Annotated in this window: 12 protein-coding genes; 1 reads left to right on the forward strand and 11 read right to left on the reverse strand. The window is 58.8% G+C overall.

The features are described 5' to 3' along the window. Positions 1-62: 62 nt before the first annotated feature. The 4 genes from AC5ZG1_RS37225 to AC5ZG1_RS37240 form a co-directional block, all read right to left on the reverse strand. On the reverse strand, positions 63-551 hold the full coding sequence (locus AC5ZG1_RS37225) for a hypothetical protein (RefSeq protein WP_455998977.1): 489 nt from the start codon (positions 549-551) through the stop codon (positions 63-65). Between the two features lie 368 nt (positions 552-919). Next, positions 920-2,623 (reverse strand): amidohydrolase, encoded by a 1,704-nt coding sequence (locus AC5ZG1_RS37230; protein ID WP_496135866.1) that lies wholly within the window; start codon positions 2,621-2,623, stop codon positions 920-922. Between the two features lie 553 nt (positions 2,624-3,176). Beyond that, on the reverse strand, positions 3,177-3,983 hold the full coding sequence (locus AC5ZG1_RS37235; protein ID WP_496135867.1) for a hypothetical protein: 807 nt from the start codon (positions 3,981-3,983) through the stop codon (positions 3,177-3,179). Between the two features lie 37 nt (positions 3,984-4,020). Next, positions 4,021-5,481 carry a flavin-containing monooxygenase gene (locus AC5ZG1_RS37240; protein ID WP_496135868.1) on the reverse strand — a complete coding sequence of 487 codons (1,461 nt, stop codon included), beginning with the start codon at positions 5,479-5,481 and terminating at the stop codon, positions 4,021-4,023. Between the two features lie 366 nt (positions 5,482-5,847). Here AC5ZG1_RS37240 and AC5ZG1_RS37245 point away from each other — a divergent pair, with 366 nt between their 5' ends. Beyond that, positions 5,848-6,258 carry an AAA family ATPase gene (locus AC5ZG1_RS37245; protein WP_496135869.1) on the forward strand — a complete coding sequence of 137 codons (411 nt, stop codon included), beginning with the start codon at positions 5,848-5,850 and terminating at the stop codon, positions 6,256-6,258. Positions 6,259-6,431: 173 nt separating this feature from the next. Here the strand turns inward: AC5ZG1_RS37245 and AC5ZG1_RS37250 are convergent, their stop codons facing one another. From AC5ZG1_RS37250 to AC5ZG1_RS37280, 7 genes are all read right to left on the reverse strand, one after another. Further along, positions 6,432-6,635, reverse strand: a complete 204-nt coding sequence (locus AC5ZG1_RS37250; protein ID WP_496135870.1) for a hypothetical protein — start codon at positions 6,633-6,635, stop codon at positions 6,432-6,434. Between the two features lie 52 nt (positions 6,636-6,687). Beyond that, positions 6,688-6,864 (reverse strand): hypothetical protein, encoded by a 177-nt coding sequence (locus AC5ZG1_RS37255; RefSeq protein ID WP_496135871.1) that lies wholly within the window; start codon positions 6,862-6,864, stop codon positions 6,688-6,690. Positions 6,865-7,381: 517 nt separating this feature from the next. Next, positions 7,382-7,681: a hypothetical protein gene (locus tag AC5ZG1_RS37260; RefSeq protein ID WP_496135872.1), complete on the reverse strand. Its 300-nt coding sequence runs from the start codon at positions 7,679-7,681 to the stop codon at positions 7,382-7,384. Between the two features lie 11 nt (positions 7,682-7,692). Beyond that, positions 7,693-8,169 (reverse strand): winged helix-turn-helix domain-containing protein, encoded by a 477-nt coding sequence (locus tag AC5ZG1_RS37265; RefSeq protein ID WP_496135873.1) that lies wholly within the window; start codon positions 8,167-8,169, stop codon positions 7,693-7,695. Between the two features lie 13 nt (positions 8,170-8,182). Next, positions 8,183-9,004 carry an alpha/beta fold hydrolase gene (locus tag AC5ZG1_RS37270; RefSeq protein WP_496135874.1) on the reverse strand — a complete coding sequence of 274 codons (822 nt, stop codon included), beginning with the start codon at positions 9,002-9,004 and terminating at the stop codon, positions 8,183-8,185. Between the two features lie 1,086 nt (positions 9,005-10,090). Beyond that, entirely contained in the window at positions 10,091-13,621 is a 3,531-nt protein-coding gene (locus tag AC5ZG1_RS37275; protein WP_496135875.1) for an ATP-binding protein, read from the reverse strand. Positions 13,622-14,034: 413 nt separating this feature from the next. After that, a complete protein-coding gene (locus AC5ZG1_RS37280; RefSeq protein ID WP_496135876.1) occupies positions 14,035-14,997 on the reverse strand; it encodes an integrase core domain-containing protein in 963 nt (320 codons plus the stop codon). Positions 14,998-15,087: the final 90 nt, after the last annotated feature.

Raw genomic sequence — 15,087 nt, forward strand, 5'->3', positions numbered from 1 at the left:
AGACCGCGGCTAAATTGGCTGCCGAGATGCGGGCTGGCGCGCCCTCGATGTTCTTCCGGCGTCTATGAGCCGGAGCGCGTCGCCGCGGCCCGCGAGGGCGACGCCCTGCAATGGCCGGGCAACCAACTCGCCCTTATTCGCGCCGGTGCCGAAGCCGACCATTGAAACCGGTGTTGAGCGCCACCCGCGCCGAGCAGCGCCACCCGGCGCCCCTTCATCGAGCGGCCGAGATTACGTGTGATATCGTTGGTAAGGCCGACGCCGTCGAAGTTTTCTCCAGTCACCCGATCCACCTCGAACTTCATCGCGTTTACCGCACCAGCGAGCCGGGCGCGCTCCTTAAGATCGGTGCAATACGCGAACGCATCCAGCTTGAACGGCGCGGTGATGTTGAGGCCTAAGCCGCCTTCGCGCCGAAACTTGTCCACCACTTCGTTGAAGTCGCCGATAGGAGCCTCAATCGCGACGTAATCGATATTCTGCCCGGTCTCTTTGGCGAAGCTGAAATGGATCAGCGGCGATTTGGTGTGGTCGATCGGATTGCCGACCACGGCATATTTGTCAGACATAAGTCGCTCCCTCACCTCTTTTTTTCGATGTTCGGGCTTTTCGATTGAGATGCGCCCTGCCTAAATCTTCTCCAATGCTACCCCTTCAAGCACCACTTCGCTTCCGGGTCAAAAGCGCCGCTTGGAAGCGCGACCAGTCACTTCCGGTCTACCCCGATAAGCAGACCATTTCAGAACCCACGCGGACGTCGCATTAGGGCCACAAAGCAGACCTCGTGCGGGCAAGCAAGACGATGTCAATGGTCAGCCCGAGCGCATTGACGGTCTTGAGATTGATGGTCAACGCGAACGCCGTCGCTTGATCGACCGGGAGTGTGCCCGCATCCGCTCGATGTCTTGCCGTTACCGGCTCAGCGCTCAAAGACGACCTTGCCGCCGATAAGCGTCATGTCGGCCTTGATGTCCTTGATCTGTGCTTCCGGTACGGCCATGTAGTTGGCGGAAAGCACCACGAGGTCGGCAAGTTTTCCGGGCTCGATCGTCCCCTTCCGCGCTTCTTCGAAGGTGTAGTGCGAGGCCGCACTGGTGTAGAGGCGCAGGGCCTGTTCGCGACTAATGGCTTCCGAAGCGCCGTAGACGCTTCCATTCGGATCCTTCCTGGTCACCATGATGTACATGTTGAGGAAAGGGTTGATCGGATTGACGGGGAAGTCCGTTCCGGCGCCGAGACTGTCGATACCCATTTTCGCAATCAACGTCCTGGTTGGGATGGCGCGGTCAGCGGTCGCGCGCCCCAGAAACCGCTCGACGGTCGCGGCCTTGTCCCACATGAAGACATTCTGGAAATCGATGCGGACCCCGAGCCTGTGTGCACGCTCCATCTGCTCTGGCCTGATCAGACTGGCATGGATGAGGACGAAACGACGATCCCGAATGGATTTTTCCTTGTCGGCTGACTCAAGCGCGTCGAGCACCTGGTCGATACCGAGATCGCCGACGACGTGCACACCGACACGCCAGCCGTAGCGATTGCAGATCGAGACGAGTTGCTTCAGCCGTTCAGGTGTCTGCTGCGCGATGCCGTGGTAGTTGTCATGTGAATCGGGATAGACGTCGCGCATTAGCGCTGTCTTCAGCGTCATACCACCATCGTAGAAGATCTTGATCCCGGCGAATTTAAGCCAATCGTCGCCAAAGCCTGAAGAAGCCCCGTTACCTGATATGATCGCTTCCCACGCGGTCAGATCGGCAGGCGGCTCTGGCCGGAACATCACGCCAACGCGCAAAGTCGCTTGTCCGGACGCGGCGATCTTCTGCAGCGTGCGGACATCGCGGGCTTCCGTTGCGCCTTCCACCGCGCTCGTGATTCCGAAGCTGTTCAGCACGCCTTCGGCAATTGTGAACTGCCGCATTTCATCGTCTTCCGTCCACGGCGGCACGGCTTTCTCGACCCGATCGATCGCCGTCTCTACTAGGACGCCGGTCAATTCACCGGCAGCGTCGCGTTCGAAGGATCCGCCGCTCGGATCCAGGGCGGTCTTGTCCACGCCTACCTTTTGCAGAGCCATGGTGTTCGCCATCGAGAAATGCCCGACGGTGCGCAGGTAGACCGGATTGTTTGGAGCGACGCTATCGATCTCCTGCTTGGTCAGATAGCGCTTCTCGGCGAGTTGCGACGGCGGATGCCATGGGCCACCCACGATCCACTCGCCCGGCTTCTTCCTGGCCGCGAATGCCCCGATCGCCTCGAGCGCTTCCGCCACCGTCTTCGCTCGGCTCATGTTGACGACATAGTCGGCAAGACCAGCCGCCTTGAAGTGAGCGTGCGTATCGATTAATCCGGGAATTACAGTCTTGCCGGACACATCGAGCACGCGGGTCCGAGCGCTGGCAAGCGACTTAATCGATGCGCTGCTTCCGGTCGCGAGAATCTTTCCGTTACTGACGGCGACCGCCTCAGTCACGGTCGATCGTTCGTCCAGCGTCAGGACCTTTCCGTTGACGAGGACGAGGTCAGGCGCGTTGAAGTCTCCCTGCTGGGCCGCCGCAGGTGCAGCGCCAGCGAACCACATGCCCGCCCCAAAAACCGCAAGCGCCGTGAACTTGCAGATCATCGCAATCCCCCCATAATTATTGTTCAATAGGCGAACATTTGTTCTCTTTTGGAAGAGTAACTCCGATCTCGAAGCGGTTCAACGCTTCTTGGACAAGGTCCGCAAGCTGACTTATTTGGACGACGCGCTATCCCAGTTCGGCTAACGGCCGGACCATACATTGAGTCAAGAGCGCCGCTTGGAAGCGCGACCAGTCACTTCCGGTCTACCCCGATAAGCAGACCATTTCAGAATCCACGCGGACTTCGCATTAGGGCCAATAGGCGACATTGCGCGTGCGCTCCTCCGGACGTTCAGGTGCGAAGGTCAAAGTGAACCCGACTTTTCTTGTTGGCGAACACTACGGCCGCCGGTCGACGTCGCACTTGGCGCACGGGCGGGTGAGTAGCATTTACGACCAATCACGCCTCAGACTCTACATTCACCAAATGAACGTCTGAACTAAGAGGCAGAGCGGACCCACTCTGCCCCTCTTCCTGACGGGAGCTTCGGGCGCAACGTCGACGTTCTGGTCTCGCTGATCAACGTCGGCTTTAAATGACGTTAGCTATGGCTACAAACCTCGAAACACCTCGTCAGGCAGGCGTCCCAAGTTTTCGAACTCGACCAATCGATTATCTACAAAGGTGAAGCCGGTGAACGATCCCTTTGCGCGCGTCTCGAAGATGACTCGCGACGCAGACTGGCCGTTAAAGACATAATCAACATGCAGCTTCGTTTCGCCATAAAGCGCCTGGACATCGGCAATCGCCATGCCCGCCCGTGGCTCCTCGGCCCAATCACGTGGCTGAGGCATCGCAGGTAAGCGAACCTGAAAGATGTCTTGCGGAATGCGTCGTCCGAGCGTCTTGGCGATAACCCGGTCGGCGGCGAAGAATACGCTCACTTCCGGTTCGCCAAGAGTATCGTACGCCCATTGATCCAGCTTGATGCCAAAAAAGGTGTAATGGCAGATGCGGCTAGGTTCGCCGAGTGAGCGTCGGACGGAGCCGCTCGCCATGCCCGGCCATGCCTTGCGGCTGATCGCGGGAAGGTCGTCCTTTTCGACTCGAAAGACGTCCAGCTTGACGTGTGAGACTTTCCCGTCCGAAAGCGTGACCGTGCTGGAAATCGCTCCGAAGAACTCAAGCTTTCGGTTGTTGATCCCGCCGGCATCGTAACCTGCAACTCGGGCTGGTTCGCCCATGATGCGGATCACGTCCTGCTCCGTCATGCCAAGATGAAGTTGACCGGCGGGGACGGTCATGAACTCGACATGCGGTGGTTCTGGCGCGCCGGATTGGGCGGCCGCAGCCACCAGAGCTATTGAAATATCGAAAAACACGGCCATCGCGGCTGTAATGAAAAGCTTCAATTGCATCATGCACTCCGTTGGCAAATGAGGGGTGGGAAAATCACTATCTCGACGAACTCGTCACTTCGCTCGGCTCGGCCTCTGCTTCGACCGCGTAAGGGCCGGTAGAAGAAGCGGCGATGGAGGCGGCATGCACCGCAAAGCCTCCGATCACGAATGCGAAGACCGATGACCAGAACGCGCTGATCAGCCGACGTCTTGTTCTTTTCAGCGTTGGAAGCGAATTCACGCAGGGCGGCGCGCATTGCGCCAACGCCGTTGCGTCTGTGGTCGTATTCACTCTGGTCGCGATCTGCTCGGCGATGTAGGCGGCGTCCTCGCCCACACCGTAGATCAGGCCCGACTTCGCGGTGTGAAGCCACGGAAGGCCGACAAAGAACAATCCCGGATAGGCCGTGACACCACGCGTCTGACGAGGATACCCGTCGCCGTCGGTGACCGGCAGTTTGATCATCGAGAAGTCGAAGCCATAACCTGTCGCCCAGATCACGTTGGTAATGCCGGCAACCCTCAGATCGAGTTCGGATAGCAACGGCTGCTCGAATCCGTCGCGCAGAACCGGCAGTTCTTCTTCCGGCACCACCATTCCCGTCCTGGCGACGTAGTCATCCACGGCGGTCACAAAATCCGCTTCGGCCCGGTCGGCTGAGGCCAGATTGTCGTGCAGGTCCGGCGCGAGCTTGATGACGCCATCGTCGACGCTGCGGAGGCGGCCGAGCAGCACGACGCCATCACGTGCAAATTGATGCAGATTGAGCGTATGGCCGCCCTTGGTCACCGATATGTGCGGCTTGCCGCCGAATTTGGCCTCTTGCGACGGCAGTTCGCTTACCTTGCGATCGTAGTGGCCGAGCCGAGCGAACCACCAGTTTGCATCTTTCCCGCGGTAACGCCGCGGCGTCCGGCCGGCGCGGCCGACCGCGAGGTAGACCTTCCGCCCCGATTCATAGAGCTCTTCGGCGATCTGGGCACCCGATTGTGCGCTTCCAACCACCAGCACAGCGCCGGATATGAGCTGGTCTGGATTGCGGTAGGCGTCGGAATGAAGCTGCCTGATGCGGGATGGAAAATCGCGGCTTGGAGCGGGGATCTTCGGCGTTTGATAGAGGCCCATGGCCACGATGACATTGCGCGCCCGGATCGGCTCGCGATCCTGGACCCGAACGAGATATTCACCGCTTTCTCGGTCGCGTTCGATCCGCTTGACGCGCATGCCATAGTGCACGGGCAGGCGTCGCGCGAACTCTTCAAAATACGCCACGACTTCATTGCGGGACATGAATCCATCGGGATCGTCTTCCGCGTATTGCACGCCGGGCAAACGCGACTGCCAGCGCGGTGTATTCAGCGTAAACGAATCCCAGCGATGGCTGCGCCATGCGTTGCCCGGCCGATCGGCCTGTTCGAGGACGACATGGTCCTGGGATCGTCTGTTCAGATAGTAGCTGACGGCTAGACCCGCCTGTCCTCCGCCCACGACGACGGTGTTCACTGCTGTGGTCATCAACTTTCTCCTGGTCTCGCGGGAACGGCTTGCCCGCTGAATTGCTCTTCGCGACGCGGAGGTGTTGTCGACAACCGGCTGCAATAAGACGGCGGCCGTGCTGACGTTCAGCATGAACTCGTAGGCTGCGCGCTGCTTCGTCCCCACGGGCCAGCGCTTTTCATAAGCGACCATTTCGGCGTCGGTCCAGGCGCGCGGATTTCTTTCGATTTGCTGCGCTTGATCCCGTCGGACGGATCAAGTGCGAGCCCCTTCAGATCGTCGTTCGTGGCGGATTAGGATGCGAAACCTCTTCAGCGTGTCGAGTTTCGCGCCGGGCTTAGTCGCCAGCGGCATCCGTTCTTTCGTCAGCCCAGCTACCGCACGATGTCCGGCTCGCGCGTGGGAGCCGACGACCTCCGCCCCGAGCCAAGCCGTGGGCGCATTTATGCAACCGTTCATGTCGTCCAATCGGCGAAAGCCCATTTGGCTTGTATCAGGGCTGTAAAACAGGATTCCTCGTTCTCCGATGCCGACGATGAGCTACATCGGCATGGAGCGCTGGTGACGGGCACTCCGAGTGAAGGGGAGAAGACAGCAATTGCCCTTTGCTATTTCCTATCGACGCTCGAAGCGGACGATCGAAAGGTCAAGGACCTTATCGTCGTTATCGACGACCCAGTATCGAGTCTCGATACAAAGGCAAAACGCTTTGCGATCGCCACAGTGGCTTGGACCGAGACCGTCTCAACGCGCTGGAGCGGCTCTCGCAGGTCGAGTCGCATTCTGACAATCTAGACGATTTGATCGCGCAATCGTCCCTGACGGTGGAGGAGAGTCGGGATGCAAATGCAGCGCTGATTCACCTCATGGAAGTCGTGGATGCCGCCCACCTTACCGACCTCCGAAAATACTGCAAACCCTAGGCGCCGTAGTACCGCAAGGGAGACGAGGCCGCGCATGTACCCGGCCTAGCCCAACAAACCATCGAACTTTGCCACCGCCCGGTTATTGCCAAGCTGGACCATGCGCAATGCGAGCGCGCGCAACTGGCCGAGCCGTGGGACGCCGGTGCACAGGCAACTGGCGCATTTCTGAGTTCTCCCAGTTCGATCAAAGCGGCACATACGTTTGATCTGTTCGGCCGGGCTGATCTTGCGCAGCTTGGCCAGCATTTCGATCTGCTCGGCTCGTGCTCATCGAAGGTGACGACGATCTTGCGGCCCATCATGGCCTCCCTCGAAACTCCGGTGGATAGGTGACGCCTTGGCCGGACTTCAATTCAAAATTGGTGAAGTCGCCGCCGTCGGTGATGATGACGCGCTTCACGATTCCGGTCTTCGCCGCGACGCCGGTGTAAGTGCCGCGCCGCGTGAACACCCGAAGACAGGCATAGACAGACATGGATGCGAGCGGACCGCGATCGCCTGATCGCCGACATGAAATTTTCCAGCCTTGTGTCTGGCGGGCGCGTGCCGACAGCCTTGCGCGCAAAAGTCCACGCCCGAGGAAACAGCCCTCGGTTGATCACAAGCCGATCCGTTCGCGGATGCGGTTGACCTGCCTCGCGTACCATCGGCCACCGTGGAGCGTTGTCGCGATTAGTCACGACGAACAAAGTCGCGTCGATTTTTTGTCGTCGAACTCATTCGGTCTTAACGACCTACGTCTAATCATCGATCATGCGAGACAATGTATACAAATTTCGATCAAATGGGGCGAGCCGAAACGGCGTGAGCGTTTCGGGCGCGTTGAATCCCACCAGGCGAACGTGGCCGAAGCTTTACTTCAGCGCAAACTGAATTTTTCAACACAATCCATCTGAAAGTGGACGTGAGGGGGCTTTAGCGAACCGGGTCGCCTACGGACTAAAAGGCGACATCCGGCCACTCGGAGCTATCAGCTCAAGGAATCAGAAGCTTCATCCGCTGGCACCTTCATTCATAAGCGCTCGAAGTCGAACGACAAGCTCAGCTGCTCGCTGACTGTCGGTAGCGATCTTGTCGAGCGCCTGCCGGACTCCTTCGAGATCCCGCGGTTCAGCGCGCAGCCAGTTTAACCCGGCCTGCGCATTCAAGACCACCGCCGTGATCGCATCGATGATCGCGGGGGCTTGCGCATTATAGCTGCGCGCGAATTCCGCCAAGGTCTGCGACGGCACTTGGTTTCTCAAACCGCTTTCACTTTTCTCCGGCCAGACAAACCGTTGATCCAGTGGCATGACAGATCTCCTCAACCATAAAAGTGAGGAGACGCCGCGCGATTAACCGGCGCAACGAAGCAGTAGCCTCGCCCGTGGACGTTGGTCACATAGCGCTCACCCCCCTGACCATCACCTAGGGCACGCCGCAGCTGAGAGATATTGAACCGGAGGCTGCCCTGCTCGACCGTTAGACCGGGCCAGACTTTGGCCATGAGCTCCCCCTTGCTCACGACTTCGCCAGCGCGACTGAGCAAAACACAAAGAAGATCAAAAGCACGACTACCAAGGGGCATTGGTGAGCCATCACGTTCCACTAGGCGAGCGTGCGGAATAATGCGGAAGGGCCCGAAGGAAAATGCTCGCGGGACGACTTCTGCTTGAAGTAGTGGGCGTCGTCCGTTGCCGCTCGCCGCGAGCATATTGATCGAGGGGTTGCTGATCGAAACGCTCCCAGCGGCCGAGCTAGACCGATCGATCGAAAGCTGGTGGATCGGGCACTCGCGCATGGTGACCTCCCTATCACGCTTTGATGAAGGTAAGTAAGCAATCGTTTATCTGCTGCTTGTGCGTCGTGCACATACCGTGCGGCGCGGCGGGGATTAACTCGAGCGTCGCCTTCTTGATAATCTTAGCCGATAGCATCGCCGAACCACCGACCGGCACAATCTGATCGTCGTCTCCGTGGAGGATCAGAGTGGGCACATCGATCTTCTTCAGATCTTCAGTCATGTCAGTCTCGGAAAACGCCTTGATTCCAAAATAGCTTGCCGGCATCCCCGTCATCATCGCCTGCAACCAAAACGACTCCCGCACGCCTTCCGAAATCTTTGCACCCGGATGGTTGTAGCTATAGAATGGGATGCTGAGATCCCTCCATAGCTGAGACCGGTCAGCGCGAACGCGGGCACGAAGCTGATCAAATACTTCGATTGGTGTACCACCGGGATTGTTCGCGGATTTCAACACAACGGGTGGTACTGCGCCAACCAGCGCGGCTTTGGCAACGCGCTTCGTCCCATAGCGTCCGATGTAGCGTGCGATCTCGCCCCCGCCCGCGGAATGCCCAACGAGGATGGCGTCCGTCAGGTCGAGCTGCGTCAGCAGTTCTGCCAGATCGTCGGCATAATGATCCATATCGTTGCCGTTCCAGGGTTGACTGGAACGTCCATGGCCGCGGCGATCGTGCGCGATGCAGCGGAAACCCCGTTGCGCAAGGAAAAGCATCTGGTCTTCGAAAGCGTCTGAACTGAGCGGCCAACCATGACTAAACACGATGGCTCGACCGGTGCCCCAATCCTTGTAGTAAATCTCGGCGCCATCTCGGGTAGTGAATCTGCACATTTACTGTGCCCTTTCCTAACCGCTTCTTCCGCTCGCTTTCATTTTTGCCGCGAGCCAAGACCGGCTTGGTGGAGTCAGGTTAGAGACCGGAATGTTGGCGGCTTGACTAAAGATCGCACGGGCACGGCGATCCCCGCTTTAAGGTCGCCTTATCATTTTCTTAACATGGGCTTCATTCCCGCGTCTCGCAGCATAGAATGTTTGAGTCACGCCCAAGGTTGCCGAGCGGTCGACTTTTGTCGCCGACTGGCGCGCCACAAATCGAGATCGCGTTTGACGTTGGTAAGGCGGCACCTGATCGATATGTGCAACAAATCTCGAATCTGCAGCTGCGCCACGGCTGGCCACTGCCGAGTGGGCCATGCAGCTGCCCATCAGGTCATTTACGCTACTCGCAATCAGCTCTAGCAGCCGCGCGGGCCAATGCTTTGGCCGCATCAACCCGCGACGCTTTCTCAGCTCGCTGCTGGTAATCGTCGGCAAGAGCCTCAAGCTGAGCCGCAATGGTTCGGTCGGTCATGCTTTGGGCGGTGCGGAGCAAAGTCCGTGCTGTCTCTAAATATTCCTTGCCTCGTTGCGAGATCCGGAACGTCATAATGCCCTCGCGCGGTTCTCTGCTAGTTGGTCGAAGGCGATTTGGAGCCAACCCATCCAGTTGCAGTCACTTTCGCGGCGAGCTCTGAAGCGATAGACACATTTCTTGGAACAAAGGGGGGTTCGCCACGAGTAGTACCGGACAAGACCAAACTTGCCATCGCAGACGGCGCATCGCGTGGCTCTGCTATGTCTACGACTTTCGGAGCAGTTGGGCATTGCGGTCTCCTCTTGGTTTTATCGAAGCTGTTCGTCGATCATCCTTTTTTCACTCTTGCACTTTGGTCAGCCCGAGAGCCCAAGACCGTGGCTAAGTGAGGTGGCGCGCGCGATCCTGTAATTCCGGGTAGGGCCGCAATGGTGGCGACCGGACTAAAGATCGCACGGTGACGGCGATCTCGCTTTAAGGTCGGCTTATCATTCTCTTAAGATGGGCTTTATTCGCGCTTCGCGGCACGTCGGCCGGCCACCCAGCAGACTAGACTGCTCGAGTCATTCCCCGAGCTCGCCGAGCAAAGCCTTGGCGTCGTTCAGATCGGCTGTATCGAAACCTTCGCTGAACCACTCGTAGACTGGCAAGAGAAGGGTACGAGCCGCGCGAGTCCTATCCCGATTGCGAAGAAGCCTCGCCATGCTGGTCGCGGCACGCAGTTCCAGAGATTTCGCCTGCTGCATGCGCGCAACCGTTAACGCCCGGTTAAAGTAGGTCGCCGCCTTTTCCGGATCACTATGTGGCGATCGCAGCGCTGTTTTGCCGGCCAACCGATTGGTCTCGGCCTCAAACCAGGTTTCCTTGCTCGTTCCGATTATAGCCATTGCTTCGTCAGTGCAGCGCCAAGCCTCTTCAAACCGGCCAAGTTCCGCGTACGCGCTGGCCAAATACGACAAGTAAGAAGGCATCCAAATTGTTGCCCCGGTCGATCGAAATGCACTTACTGCAGAGCCAATGATGTCGATCGCGTCCGAGGCATTGCCTGTCGCCGCTGATACGCAACCGCCGAGTACGGTTGCCGTCGTTTTCCAGAATAAGGCTCCCTTCTCTTCAGCGAGCGCGACAGCTTCACCTAGTTGCGCGCTCGCTGGGGCATAGTTTCCGCAGAGCAGGTGGCTAAAACTTGTGAGGCTCAGTGCATAGATCAATGTGGCAGCGTGCCCCATCGCGCGCGCGTCGGAAAGCGCTTCGTTTGCGTCTGCGATCGCGGCGTCGGGATAGCCAAGCAGCCATAACGCTATCGCTCGATAGGATAAAGCTGCTACTCGACTGTCTTGACCAAAACGTGTGGCAAGCGGGGGATGCGCAACGGGATCATAGACTGCAATCGCGCGATCGAGATGTGCACGGCCTTGCCCCAAGTCTCCAGTGCACAGCAGGCAAACACCGGTCGTGCGATGCGCGATCGTGAGTGACGCCGTTTGCCCCTGCTTCTCGGCCAGCGCAAGCAACTGCGCGACAGCTTCGCGCAGAGCGTCGCCGTTAAACGTTACGAAGCTCGGGACCATGGCGGCATACATGATCGAAAAGAGTACCAGAGGATCTTGGGCAGGTTCGCCGTGCGCCTCAGCTTGTCCGATGAGCAAGTGAGCCCGCTCCACGGCTGCCTTGGTTTCCGCCGAAGCAAATCCATTGACATGGACAAGGGCATTTATTAGCGCGACTTGTAGCCTGATTTCCTCCCGCCGCAACATCGGTGTAGCAGGCAAGACCGTAATCTGGGTGAGCGCACGCCTGAGTTGGCCCGCAGCTTCAATGAGAGCCGATCGCTCTAGCGAGCGCTGCCCCGCCTTGCCCCATTGGCGGACGGCCTTTTCGATAAGCCCCGCCTCCGCGTAGTGACGAGCCAGCACCTCTGGCCGGTTTTCGGCAATTTCCGCGAATTGGCTCTCGAAGGCTTCGGCGATGCGAGCATGAAGCGCCCGCCGCGGCTCGCGCAACAGCGTTCCATAGGCCACATCCCGCACCAGCGCATGCTTGAAAAAATAGGTCGCGTGTGGCGGAACTCCCTGGCGAAACAACAATCCGGCTTGAATAAGGCGATCAAGTGAGCCACTCAGCACGGCCTCTGGTTCCTGGAGCACCGCGGCCAACAAAGCATGTGAAAACTCGCGCCCGATTGCTGCGCCAGTTTGCGCTGTCAGCATCGCCGGACCTAGCCGGTCGAGCCGCGCCATCAGGGACGCATGCAAGCTTGCGGGAACCGCCAGCCCCGGCGTAGGGACCGTAGCAATTGTTTGCTCTCGCGCTTTCTCATCGTCCGCCTCGAGCACAGCCTTCGTCATCTCCTCAACGAAGAGTGGGATGCCATCGGTACGCTCAATGATTTCCTCCCGATTGCCTGCCGTCAGCAACTTGTTACCAACAACACGGTCTATCATGGCCTCGACGTCATGCGGCGCCAACCGATTGATCGTGATAAGTGTCACGTGCGGCCGTCCAATCCAAGGCGCATCAAACTCCGGTCGAAATGTCACAACTAGCAGGACACGAAGCTTCGCGATGTGGTCGACTGTCCGACTAATCGCCTCCAGGCTAGTGGGATCGGTCCAATGTGCATCTTCGAAGATCATCAGCACCGGATTATGCCGTGTCAGGGCCTCTGCCTGCGAAATGAGCGCTCTGAAGGTTTCTTCGCGGCGTTGTGGCGCGGCCATTTCCAGCGTGGGATAGCGGCCATCATTTGGCAATGACAACATCTCGGCGAAAAGTGCCGCATCATGGGCTGGAGTCAGGCTATGAGCGAGCAGGGTATCAAGCTTGTCGAGTTTTGTTTGCGTTGTGTCTTCGTGGGTAAACCCGGCGGCGCGCTCGATCTGGCTGATGATCGGATAAAGCGCGCTATCGGAGTGTTGCGGCGAGCTGAAGTAGCGCAGGCGCGTGTGCGGCTCGGCAACGACACGCTCCAGCAGCTCAGCCGTGAGCCGCGATTTGCCGATACCGGCCTCGCCGGAGATCAGCACGACCTGGCCCGCGCCGGCCTTTGCCTTGGCCCAGCGGCGCTGCAAAAGGTCCATTTCCTCGTCCCTGCCCACCAAGGGCGTCAAGCCTGTCGCACGCAGCGCTTCGAACCGGTTCTCCACGGGATTTGCTCGAATGGCAAGCCAGGCTAGCAGCGGTTGGGTGACGCCCTTCAGGCGTCTTGATTCCAGGTGCTGCAACTCAAAGAGATTGCCGAGAAGCCTTCGCGTGCTGTCGGCGATGATCACACTGTCGGGCTCCGCGATACTTTGCAGGCGCGCCGCCAGATTCGACGTCTCGCCGACAACGTTGTACTCTTGAGCCCCTCCCGAGCCCTCCAGGCTGCTGACCACAACGACGCCGGTTGCAATCCCAACCCGGGCCTGCAAGGGAAGCGATGATGCCAGCGCTTTGACTTCTGCGGTTAGTTCCAACCCGCACCGCACTGCTCGCTCGGCGTCATCCTCGTGCGCGACAGGAAAACCAAAACAGACTAGGACCGGGTTCGCGAGAGAGCGGGCTGCGACGAATCCGTGGTGCCGTCGGCTCGTCGCAACGACGCAGCGATGGTAGGCCTGCATGATGTCGCGCAGATCCTCGGGATCCATTCGGGCGATGTCGGCCCCGTGCAATAGCTCGCATGATGCGACTGTGAGCTGACGACGCGCGTCGTCGATAACTGGTCGTTCCTGGCGAGCCACAACGGGCTGTTTGAGGCCGTTCTCAGTAGCGGGAACAGCATTCGTGTCGGGAGAGTCGCGCGCTTCTCGCACCACGCCCACGAAGCGAATCCCCTTGCGGGGCAGAGTGCGGATCAGTCGCTGCTCTTCCCCGTTGTCGCCAAGCGCGGTGCGCGCCGCATTGATCCGGGTTGTCAGCGCCGACTCCGACACGATGCGGCCGCCCCAAATGGCATCAAGCATATCGTCCTTCGTGACGACGCGCTCGCGGTTGCTGATGAGGTATTCCAGAAGATCAAAGACCTGGGGCTGGACGGCGACTACGGCACTTCCCCGGCGCAATTCGCGGCGATCTGTATCCAAAACATAGTCTTCAAAAGAGAAAAGCATGTCCTTCTCGCCGGCTACTGTTTGGCTTGTTGGAAGGCGGATCGCGCCTCAGAGACCAACTATCGTCGCCGCGTCATACTCCAGGCTCACTAGCAACTTCGAGCTAAGGGTAGCACAACAATGGCCTTTCATGGATACCTCTAAACGAAGCCCCGAACGGCCGCTGTTGCGACGGTTCGACCGAGGATCGATGCCTTCCGCTCTTCCCAATTAAAGACGTTTTCAGAGCCGGTCGGCACGTCTCAAATGGGGCCAGAACCAGACGTTCAGAATGCGATCTGGAGATGGTCGAAAGCGACAACCAGATTGACGCATTTGAGCGATAGCGGTGCAGAGCGACGAGACTTTCTGGCACGACCGGTGGTCAGCGAAAACACTTCACACGGCGGAGTAATCGCAGCAAAGTCCTGTCCTTATCGCAAATCAATCCGGGCATATTGGTGGTGCAACCCACCCAAAATCGGGCGACAGATAATGCGTCCGCCTGTCTCGGCGGCGCGTGATATCGGCGCGTCCTTGTTCAATGACAGATGGGGTCGCGTGCCATTGTAGTAGCTCATGTACGAGAGCAGCACGTGGCGCAGATGGCGTTCGCCAAACACCACGATATGATCCATGCATTCCCTGCGGATCGAGCCGATCAGCCGTTCTGCATAAGCGTTTTGCCAGGGTGAACGAGGAGACGTCGGGCGATCTCGGATACCGATGGATCTAACCCGGCGTGTGAATATCTCGGCGTAGGCACCATCGCGGTCCCTGATCAGGTAACGAGGGATTTGCTCCCAGCCACACGCCTCCGTCAGTTGATTGGCGATCCATTCGGCAGTTGGATGCGCGGTTACCCCGCACCACAGGATCTGCCGCCGGCCATGGCCCATGATCAGCAAACCGTAGAGCAGTCGGAATGAGATTGTCGGCACGACGAAGAGGTCCATTGCGACAATGCCATCCGCATGGTTGCGAAGAAACGTCTTCCATCCCTGCGAGGGAGGGCCCCTCCTCCGCGCCATATACTTGGCGACGCTGGTCTGACCGATCTCGATGCCGAGCTTGAGAAGCTCACCATGGATTCTCGGCGCTCCCCACAGCGGGTTGACGATGCTCATCTCGCGGATCAGCCGGCGAATTTCCAACGGTGCAGTTGGTCGACCGCCGCGGTGCTGCGATTTCCAGCGCCAATACGCTCTGAAACCGGCACGGTGCCAACGGATGACGGTATCCGGCTTCACTATCGTCAGCGCCTTGATGGTATTTGGCACCAAACGATACAGCCCAACAAAAATCAGGCGATCCATGGCACTGAAGGCCACTCTCTTCGGCGCATGCCGTCGCTGGATGTTAAGTTGATGACGAAGGATCAGGATCTCGGCTTCCAACGAGACCCGCGACCGGAACAATATGACCAGCACGGACCAGACCAGGCTGTAAGCTTCTCTCATGAGACAGAAGCATTGCGCGATTCGGCC

This window comes from Bradyrhizobium sp. Leo78, assembly GCF_059512425.1.

Excerpts from the sequence above, each read along its gene's own strand:
- AC5ZG1_RS37230 (WP_496135866.1), bottom strand. The coding sequence starts at position 2,623 with ATGATCTGCAAGTTCACGGCGCTTGCGGTTTTTGGGGCGGGCATGTGG.
- AC5ZG1_RS37235 (WP_496135867.1), bottom strand. The coding sequence starts at position 3,983 with ATGCAATTGAAGCTTTTCATTACAGCCGCGATGGCCGTGTTTTTCGAT.
- AC5ZG1_RS37240 (WP_496135868.1), bottom strand. The coding sequence starts at position 5,481 with ATGACCACAGCAGTGAACACCGTCGTCGTGGGCGGAGGACAGGCGGGT.
- AC5ZG1_RS37245 (WP_496135869.1), top strand. The coding sequence starts at position 5,848 with ATGTCCGGCTCGCGCGTGGGAGCCGACGACCTCCGCCCCGAGCCAAGC.
- AC5ZG1_RS37250 (WP_496135870.1), bottom strand. The coding sequence starts at position 6,635 with ATGCTGGCCAAGCTGCGCAAGATCAGCCCGGCCGAACAGATCAAACGT.
- AC5ZG1_RS37255 (WP_496135871.1), bottom strand. The coding sequence starts at position 6,864 with ATGTCTGTCTATGCCTGTCTTCGGGTGTTCACGCGGCGCGGCACTTAC.
- AC5ZG1_RS37260 (WP_496135872.1), bottom strand. The coding sequence starts at position 7,681 with ATGCCACTGGATCAACGGTTTGTCTGGCCGGAGAAAAGTGAAAGCGGT.
- AC5ZG1_RS37265 (WP_496135873.1), bottom strand. The coding sequence starts at position 8,169 with ATGCGCGAGTGCCCGATCCACCAGCTTTCGATCGATCGGTCTAGCTCG.
- AC5ZG1_RS37270 (WP_496135874.1), bottom strand. The coding sequence starts at position 9,004 with ATGTGCAGATTCACTACCCGAGATGGCGCCGAGATTTACTACAAGGAT.
- AC5ZG1_RS37275 (WP_496135875.1), bottom strand. The coding sequence starts at position 13,621 with ATGCTTTTCTCTTTTGAAGACTATGTTTTGGATACAGATCGCCGCGAA.